The organism is Nitrosomonas communis, assembly GCF_900114745.1.
Taxonomy (GTDB): domain Bacteria; phylum Pseudomonadota; class Gammaproteobacteria; order Burkholderiales; family Nitrosomonadaceae; genus Nitrosomonas; species Nitrosomonas communis_A.
This window is the reverse complement of the sequence record NZ_FOUB01000018.1, coordinates 59,307-67,663: the sequence shown is the minus strand read 5'-3', so window position 1 is coordinate 67,663 and position 8,357 is coordinate 59,307. Positions and strand designations below refer to the sequence as shown.

The following is an 8,357-nucleotide window of genomic DNA, read 5'->3' as shown; positions in this document are numbered from 1 at the left end:
TATTGATGAAAGTGGGTTTGCACAGGATGCGCCGCGCACGCACGGTTATGCACCCGCTGGCCAGAGATGTCATGGCACGCATGACTGGCATGCGCAAGGTCGTATCAACGCGATTGGCGCCCTGATCGGAAAGCTATTGATAACCGTCAGCCTGTTTGCAGTCAATATCAGCGCCGATGTATTTCATGGATGGGCGATGCAGGACCTGTTGCCTAAATTGCCGTCACATGCGGTCGTTGTGATGGACAATGCTACCTTCCATAAGAGGCAGGATACGCAAGAGGCCATACAAAACGCTGGGCACACCCTTGAATACTTACCCGCTTATTCTCCTGATCTTAATCCCATCGAACATAAATGGGCACAGGCCAAAGCACTGCGTAAACAACAAAACCAGACCGTTGAGATGCTTTTTAAATCCTATACATTCTGAATCATTCTTAACTGGTTAGGCTATATTTCCGGATCATGATGACCTGTCAGTAGCACGGCATCAAATCGACATGGAGGTGTAGTGTACAGTCTAGATAAATAGTGCCGGGCAGCACGGATAAGCTTGTTTTGCTTGGTTGTCGTAATGCTGGCGGCAGCACCGCCAAAATAATTGTTCGATCGCATTCTGACTTCGACGAAAACTAATGTTGTCCCCTCTCGCATGATGAGATCAATTTCACCAAAACGGCAACGGTAGTTTTTTTCGAGCAGAACCAGGTGTTGACGTTGCAGGAACAGGGCAGCTAAGTGTTCAGCGTCAGATCCCTTCATGATAACTTGTTTTTGTAGTCTTTATATGTTGAGGATGTGCGACAATCCATTTTGAAAAATATCATTCCATTTCTAAATCAAACCTAATTTTTTCGGCTTCTCCTTGGCCATAATATTTATACTGTCTAGGCTCGCCTTCGCGCCATGTATGATTTGTAAATGGGGTAATAAACCGACCAGAATCAAGAATGCTGACTAAAAGCACATTATATGTAGTTGCCACACCAATTGGAAATTTACGCGATATCAGTTTGCGCGCACTGGATGTGCTGGCTGCAGTGGATATTATTGCAGCTGAGCATATTCATCTTACCCAACGCTTACTGGTGCATCATGCGATTCACACCCGTCTGATGACACTACATCAACACAACGAACGTGCTGCTACCGAGAAAATCATTAACATGCTGGCGGCACAAAAGTCGGTTGCCTTGGTAACAGATGCGGGCACCCCTGGCATATCAGATCCGGGCGCACTGTTGATTCATCATGTCAGAGAGCAAGGCTATCGGGTAGTACCTATTCCGGGTGCAAATGCAGCCGTGTGTGCGCTATCGGCCTCGGGCATAATAGCGCCCCATTTTTTATTTTATGGCTTTCTACCGACTAAGTCCGGTGAGCGCAAACGCAAATTAGAATCACTGAAATCCTTAACCTCCTGCATCTTAATTTTTTATGAAGCTCCACATCGCTTGCTGGAATGTATGATGGATATGATTGCAGTGTTTGGGGAACGGCGCCAGATAACCATTGTCAGGGAACTGACTAAATTATTCGAAACCATTTATACCTCTGATTTGAGTAATGTCCTGGCATGGCTGCAATCTGATGAAAATCAGCAAAAAGGTGAATTCGTATTGCTACTCTCTCCGGCAGCAACGGAAAATGGCAACCAGATCACCGAACAGGTAGAACATACGCTGCATATCTTGATGGAAAATTTACCACTGAAGCAGGCAGTGCAACTGGCAGCCGAGATTACTGGTGGAAATAAGAAGAAGCTGTATACATTTGCTTTGTCTAAGAAAGAAGCGTTAACCAAGCTATCAAAGGATTTGTGACACTTTTATGCAAACAACTCTAACATTTACCTGCCCTGATGATTGGCATTTGCATTTGCGTGATGGCAAACAAATGCAGGATGTTTTAGCTGATACCGCTCGACAGTTTGCCCGAGCGATCATCATGCCCAATCTCAGACCACCGATTGTTACTGTTGAGATGGCAGTAGCCTATCGAGCGCGTATTTTGGCAGCCGTACCAAAAACTCTGCAGGGACATTTCGAACCGCTTATGACGCTTTATCTGACTGACAATACTCCTCCAGATGAAATTAAACGGGCTAAAGAGAGTGGTATTGTGCATGCAGTCAAACTTTATCCTGCTGGTGCAACAACTAATTCCGATGCCGGTGTGACGGATCTGGCAAGATGCTTTAAAACCTTAGAAATGATGGAGCAGCTTGGCATGCCCCTGTTGCTGCACGGTGAGGTCACTGACCCTGATATCGATGTATTCGATCGAGAAAGTGTTTTTATTGATCAGGTACTGCAGCCGCTGATACAACGTTTTCCGAGGCTGCGTACCGTATTTGAGCATATCACGACGCGTGAAGCGGTCGAGTTTGTACGTGCAGCTCCAAACAACCTCGCTGCCACAATTACTGCCCATCATTTACTGCTTAATCGCAATGCGCTGTTGGCAGGTGGTATCCACCCTCATCATTATTGTTTGCCTGTTCTGAAGCGAGAAACTCACCGCCTTGCCTTGATTGGGGCTGCGACTAGCGGCGATACAAAATTTTTTCTGGGTACGGATAGCGCTCCGCATCCAATATCGAGTAAGGAGAGTGCCTGTGGTTGTGCAGGCATTTATACTGCCTATGCAGCGATTGAATTTTACGCAGAGGCCTTTGAGCAAGCAGATGCGCTCGACAAGCTGGAAGCATTTGCTAGCTTTCATGGCCCGGATTTTTATGGTTTGCCGCGTAATACAAATAATATTACCTTGATCAAGGAAAGCTGGAAAATACCTCAATGCCTGGAATTTGGGGAAGGGAAGCTGGTTCCATTGCGGGCAGGTGAAAATGTTTCCTGGAAACTGTTGAGCCTATAAATCTTTTTAAGCTTGAATTGATTTTTTTAGAAAATTAGAAAAAAATATCCATTGCATTTTCATCTATCTTTTTCACCGTCTTTAATCAGTTTTTGCTTTATCCATTTCTTCTGATACCTTAACATCAAATAATACTTCATCCTCTCGGGAGGATAGTTTTTTTTCTTCCATGTTCCACCAGCCGCCACCTAATGCTACAAATAAGGCAGCAGTATCTTGAAAACGCAGTGCTAATGTTTGTAGGTAATTTAACTTGCTCTGAAAGTACTGACTTTCTGCAATGGATACTTGTTGGTAATTAACAAGACCGGCCTGATAATTAGCCTGCATCAGGTGCATTCTTTCTTGTGCTAAATGAAGCTCTTGTGATTGATGCTGCAGCGCTTCAGCATCATATTTCAATGCAAGCAAAACATCAGCTACTTGCGCTAAAGCGTTAAGTATCGTTTGGCGATATTGCGCGCGCGATTGCTGAAAGGCATCAATGGCTGCTTTACGCTGAAACCACAAAGCACCACCATGAAATAATGGTGCAACAAAGTTGGTGCCAATACTCCAGAAATTACCACTACTTAAAAAAATATCCAGGAGATTTCTATTATTTTGACCATAAGTAGCATTTAATGTAAAAGAAGGGAACATCGCTGCAGTAGCGACACCGATATTGGCACTGTTTTGATGTAATTGAGCCTCAGCCAATAGAATGTCAGGGCGTTGCCGTACTAAGCTGGAAGGAAGCGATATTGGCAAATTGGTTGGTAGCGAGAGGTCAGCCAAATCGATCTTTTCAAATTCATGTTCTCCTGGAAGCTGACCGATTAATGTAGCAAGCAGGTGCTCGGCCTGGCTGCGCTTTTGCATGAGCCGGGGGAGAGAGGACTCGAGCACTTCAAGCTGCAATCTCAAGTGGACCGGTTTTTCGTACTCAAGGATACCTGCTTGCATCTGGAATTCCGTAAGCTTGACTTGTTCTCGCTGTGATTCAATCAATTGCTGAGTAGTTTGAATCTGAGCTTCGTAACCTGCCCGGGCAATCACAGTGTTTACAATATTGCTAATCAGTGTCAAATAAGTAGCTATAACCGTATAATGTTGAATATCCCTGCTGGCGCTAAGGGCCTCGACAGTGCGCCGCTGAGCGCCAAATACGTCTAGCGCATAACTGACGCTGGCTGATAGTGTGAAGAGATTAAAAATGCTGCTAACAGGGCTCCCGAAGCGGGCAGCTGAGAATCTCTGGCGGCTTGCCCCTCCTAAGAGATCAATCTGAGGAAAAAAAACGCCATATCCTGCTTGTAAATTATCTTGACTTTGCCGCAAGCTAGCCTGTGCTGATTCTAGAGTTGGGTTGTTGGCGATGGCTTCTTTTACCAGAGCGTCTAATTTGGGAGATTTGAATAATTGCCACCAATCGGCTGTTATTTCAGCGCCTTGCATAAAATACTGTATTTGTCCATTTGCTGAAATAGTTTCCTGTAATTGCTTGCCAGGAACATAGCGCTCAGTCTCTGGTGGCTGCGGACGAACAAAGTCTGGGCCAACAGCGCAACCTGTCGTTGCCAGTAACCAGACTGTCCATAGTCTGGCCAGCATGTACTTTGCCTTGAAATGAAAAAAATGTTCGTACATTCACAGCTCCTCCATTCTCCGGCGTAGGTACTTTTCTTTCAAGATCCAACCTTAATTGTCGTGGATCTTTATATTTCTGTACTTTATAAATGATTGTGATATTTTTTTTACTGTAATCAATGCAACCGAATAGAGCGATCAGGATTTATTACTCACAAACTCTAAGCCTTTTTATGTCACTATTTACTCGCCCGAATATAAATATCTACCAGCTGACCTGGGTACAATTGAATATTTTTTGGTTTCTCAAAACGAAAAAGTACGGGTAATACTCTGACATCCACCCGCTCAGTTCGTTGGTTCGATAACTGGATCTTTGGCGAAACATAAGGCTGCAAACGACTGAACTCTAAAGGAATACGAATATCAGTGCCGCGTATGAACATTTGCGCATCTATTTCCGAAACATCCGGAAGCCGGTGAATCAGAATCTCATCGACATAGCATCTTACCGCCAGGCTGTTTTCTGAATTACCCATCACCACAACCGGTTTGAAACTTTCTGTATACATGTCATAGACGCCCTGCGGTGAAATATAGTTACCGATTGTCGCTCGTAGTGACATAATCACACCATCGACAGGTGCTTTGATAGTATACTTTGCGAGCAAGGCGTTGCCCGCTTGATAAGTTTTGGTTAAGGCGATGTACTGACGCTCCTGATTTTGGATATCGTAACTCCAAGCGCCTGCCTTAGTCAGGTTGTAGTTCTTTTGAGCAATCACAAGACTAGTTTTAGCAACTTTGGCCGCATTGATCGCATTATCCAGACTATCCTTGCTGACTGATCTCGGATCCAGCTCATAGGCGTGTTGTAGTTTTTCCAATTGTGTTTCGGCAGTTTTCAGATTTGCTCTCGCAAAATCCAGTTGCGCTTTAGAAACATCCAGAACTTCCTTTCTTGGTTGAGCTTTTAATTCCTCCAGTAGTGCTAACGCTGCATCGGCTTGTGCATGTTGTTGCTCGACTGTGGCTCGCTGAATGGAATCATCTATTTGGAGCAAAGGCTCTCCTTGTTTGACAGTTTGTCCTTCAGCTACCAGAATTTGAGTAATGACGCCAGCAACCTCTGGATAAAGATTGATATTTTCACCTGTTGATTGGTAGCTTTCGATAATGCCTGTCGAGTAGATACCCTTGGCATAAGGATTCGGCGCTGGATTGAAAACAGGTGGCTGCGGTTTCTTCTCTATACCGAATAGATACGCGCTCATCCAACCAGCAATCACTCCACATAGGGCAATGATGATAATGATCTGGTTCCTCAATCATTTCTCCCTTTCTCGATACCGACAATTTTGCCATCCTCCATTTTCATCATCCTGTCGGCATACTCAAAAATACGGCTATCGTGGGTAACAATCAAAATACACCGCTTGTCTGTAAGTATGTTATTTTTTACAAAATCCATGATGCGTCGCCCGGTATCTCCATCCAGCGAGGCAGTGGGCTCATCAAAGATCATTAAATCCGGTTGACTGACCAACGCTCTGGCTAAGGCAACACGTTGCTGCTCCCCACCGCTCAGCTTGACCGGCGGAAGCTCCGCCTTATTCTTGAGTCCTACGATCTCTAAGTAATAGGCTGCTTTTTTGATGGATTCATCCCAGTTCTGTTTCTTAAGAATGAGAGGAATAGCGACATTTTCAGCGGTAGTGAGGCGTGGAAAGAGATGATAATCCTGAAAAACGAAACCTACTTTGTTTAATCGAAATTCGGCAATCTGATCAGATGCCAGTTTCCAGATATCCACGCCATCGATCGCTACCGTTCCTGAATTGGGACGCAAAATACCAGAGATCATGCTCAATAATGTCGTCTTTCCACTTCCTGATGGGCCTACAATAAATAATATTTCACCGAAATAAGCTTCGAAACTAACTTCTCTTACTGCAAAGGCTCTGAGATCACCTTCACCAAACCATTTTGTTAATTTATTAGCAGAGATTGCAGGCGCCACGTTATTATCCCATTGATAAAATTGGAACAATTAAGCCAGGTAATATTTATGGCCGCTCTATCTAACAAAATGACATTTTCATAATTAAACTCATTCATTCTATGGGCTATAAGTTTGACTATCCGATTTTGAAGCCGGTTTGATTCAGCTTCTAAAAATGTCGAAAGGCTCAATCTTTAATACTTTTCTAATCCCAATATAACTTGAAATTCCTGCGATGATGAGAACCATTACAAACGCAAAAGACAGAGTACTAAAAGTGATATTGGCGGAATACTCAGGAACTTTGAGTTTAGCGATTGTGATGATAAGGGTACAAAAACCGACTCCTAATCCATACCCAATTACCGCTGCGAGTACAGCTTGAAAAAGAATCATGTAAACAAGTTCCTTCCCTTTGATACCGATCGCCTTCAATGCACCAAATTTTTCGAGGTTTTCCAGTATGAAGGTATAAAATGTTTGCCCTGAGATTGACAAACCGACCAGGAAGCTCACAATCGTCATAATGAAAATGTTGGTTCCCAGCCCCGTTTTATATTTGTAGTAATTGGAAATTTTTTGCATGAATTGTTCTTCGGTGAGTGCCTCATATCCCAGTCGCTTCACTTGATTCTGAATATGAGGAATTGCATCACTACTTTTCGGTTCAATGAGAATAAAAGCAATTGTGAATCGTGTTGATGGGATATACTGAATCGCTTTACTGTATGTCGTATAAAGAGTTGGGATTCCGAACAATCCGCTGCTTGCTACCTTCGCGATACCCACGATAACGCCGCGATGATCGTTTAGTTCAAATTCTGTGCCTGTACGGGGATGTTCCAGTTTGGAAATCTCTGCATCATCCACAACGATAAAGGCATTCTCAGCATAGATATCCTCAATCTTTCCCTCGATAAGCTCGGGGCGGCCGACTAGACTGTTATCATCCAAGCCTAAAATAGTGACGGATTGAAAAACTCCACTTTTAAGCTTGACTAATGCGCCGCCAGAATACATCGGGACAGCATATTCGACACCATCAATGCTGCGAACGGCATTAAGCACATAATCGGGCATTGGGATACTGTTTGCAACGTTATTGACTGCGGGATCCAGTACCCATACTTTAGCTCCCAGATTGATAACTGTTGAGGAAGCTTTGGCAAGAATTCCAGAAAAAATGGATGTCATTTGGACCATGAGAAATACGGCAAAAGTAATTCCCACCAATAAGGCGGCATATTTACCTTTGTCATTTACAAGAAGCTTAAAGGCAAGTTTCAGAATTCCTTTCATTTACCACCTCCCTCTAATTCCATTTTTAAATCAAAAATGACGCGAAAGCGAGCCGCAGACAGTATCAATAATACGGCAAGGTGAAGCCGACAAAGTCAGTTTTGGTTTAGAAATGGAATAATAGACTCATGGTGTGAGACAATCGATATGGATGATGAATCACTGCAACGTGCATCCATTATGGGTAATGAATCCTGTTTATCTTGGGGCAATTATCGCTTTTTTTCCATTAAGCCTTCATGTAGTGTTTTTCTCATTTTGTGGAAGCGGAAGATCTCGTCAGCTTACACAGTGCGAATTTTTCTATGCACTAATTTACACTGATCGTATCTCACTGATCAAAGTGAACTGGAAAATGTCTGAACAACCCAATTTTTGGGAGCAGTTGGTTTTACTGAGGGTGAGTGAAATTATTCCATTTCCAAAACAAAAATGACGCGAAGGCGAGCCGCAGACAGTATAAATAATACGGCAAGGTGAAGCCGACAAAGTCGGTTTTGATTTAGAAATGATTGGCGTGAATTCAGGTCTTTTTTGTCAAATACTTTCCATTGCCTGAGATCGTTCTCAGATTTTCATCTGATCCAAGTATATTGGCTGGCAGTTA

8 protein-coding genes are annotated in these 8,357 nt (G+C 43.5%); 3 read left to right on the top strand and 5 right to left on the bottom strand.

Annotated features, from left to right (window positions below; all coding sequences use genetic code 11):
- On the top strand, positions 1 to 433 hold a 433-nt coding region (locus tag BM122_RS08965; RefSeq protein WP_305728202.1), incomplete at its 5' end, for a transposase.
- A gap of 20 nt (positions 434 to 453) precedes the next feature.
- Here the strand turns inward: BM122_RS08965 and BM122_RS08960 are convergent.
- A complete protein-coding gene (locus tag BM122_RS08960; RefSeq protein ID WP_074905251.1) occupies positions 454 to 765 on the bottom strand; it encodes a YraN family protein in 312 nt (103 codons plus the stop codon).
- Between the two features lie 188 nt (positions 766 to 953).
- Between BM122_RS08960 and rsmI the strand changes: the two genes are divergently transcribed.
- Both rsmI and pyrC read left to right on the top strand, forming a co-directional pair.
- Positions 954 to 1,826, top strand: a complete 873-nt coding sequence (rsmI, locus tag BM122_RS08955) for a 16S rRNA (cytidine(1402)-2'-O)-methyltransferase (RefSeq protein WP_074905250.1) — start codon at positions 954 to 956, stop codon at positions 1,824 to 1,826.
- A 7-nt stretch (positions 1,827 to 1,833) separates the two neighbouring features.
- Entirely contained in the window at positions 1,834 to 2,880 is a 1,047-nt protein-coding gene (gene pyrC / locus BM122_RS08950; RefSeq protein ID WP_074905249.1) for a dihydroorotase, read from the top strand.
- A gap of 81 nt (positions 2,881 to 2,961) precedes the next feature.
- On the opposite strand, the gene BM122_RS08945 is transcribed toward pyrC, so the two are convergent.
- The 4 genes from BM122_RS08945 to BM122_RS08930 form a co-directional block, all read right to left on the bottom strand.
- A complete protein-coding gene (locus BM122_RS08945; RefSeq protein ID WP_083398415.1) occupies positions 2,962 to 4,509 on the bottom strand; it encodes an efflux transporter outer membrane subunit in 1,548 nt (515 codons plus the stop codon).
- A 179-nt stretch (positions 4,510 to 4,688) separates the two neighbouring features.
- A complete protein-coding gene (locus tag BM122_RS08940; RefSeq protein ID WP_074905248.1) occupies positions 4,689 to 5,777 on the bottom strand; it encodes an HlyD family secretion protein in 1,089 nt (362 codons plus the stop codon).
- Entirely contained in the window at positions 5,774 to 6,469 is a 696-nt protein-coding gene (locus BM122_RS08935) for an ABC transporter ATP-binding protein (RefSeq protein ID WP_074905247.1), read from the bottom strand. Before BM122_RS08935 ends, BM122_RS08940 begins: the two co-directional genes overlap by 4 nt.
- Before the next feature lie 144 nt (positions 6,470 to 6,613).
- Positions 6,614 to 7,750: an ABC transporter permease gene (locus BM122_RS08930; RefSeq protein WP_074905246.1), complete on the bottom strand. Its 1,137-nt coding sequence runs from the start codon at positions 7,748 to 7,750 to the stop codon at positions 6,614 to 6,616.
- Between the last annotated feature and the right edge of the window lie 607 nt (positions 7,751 to 8,357).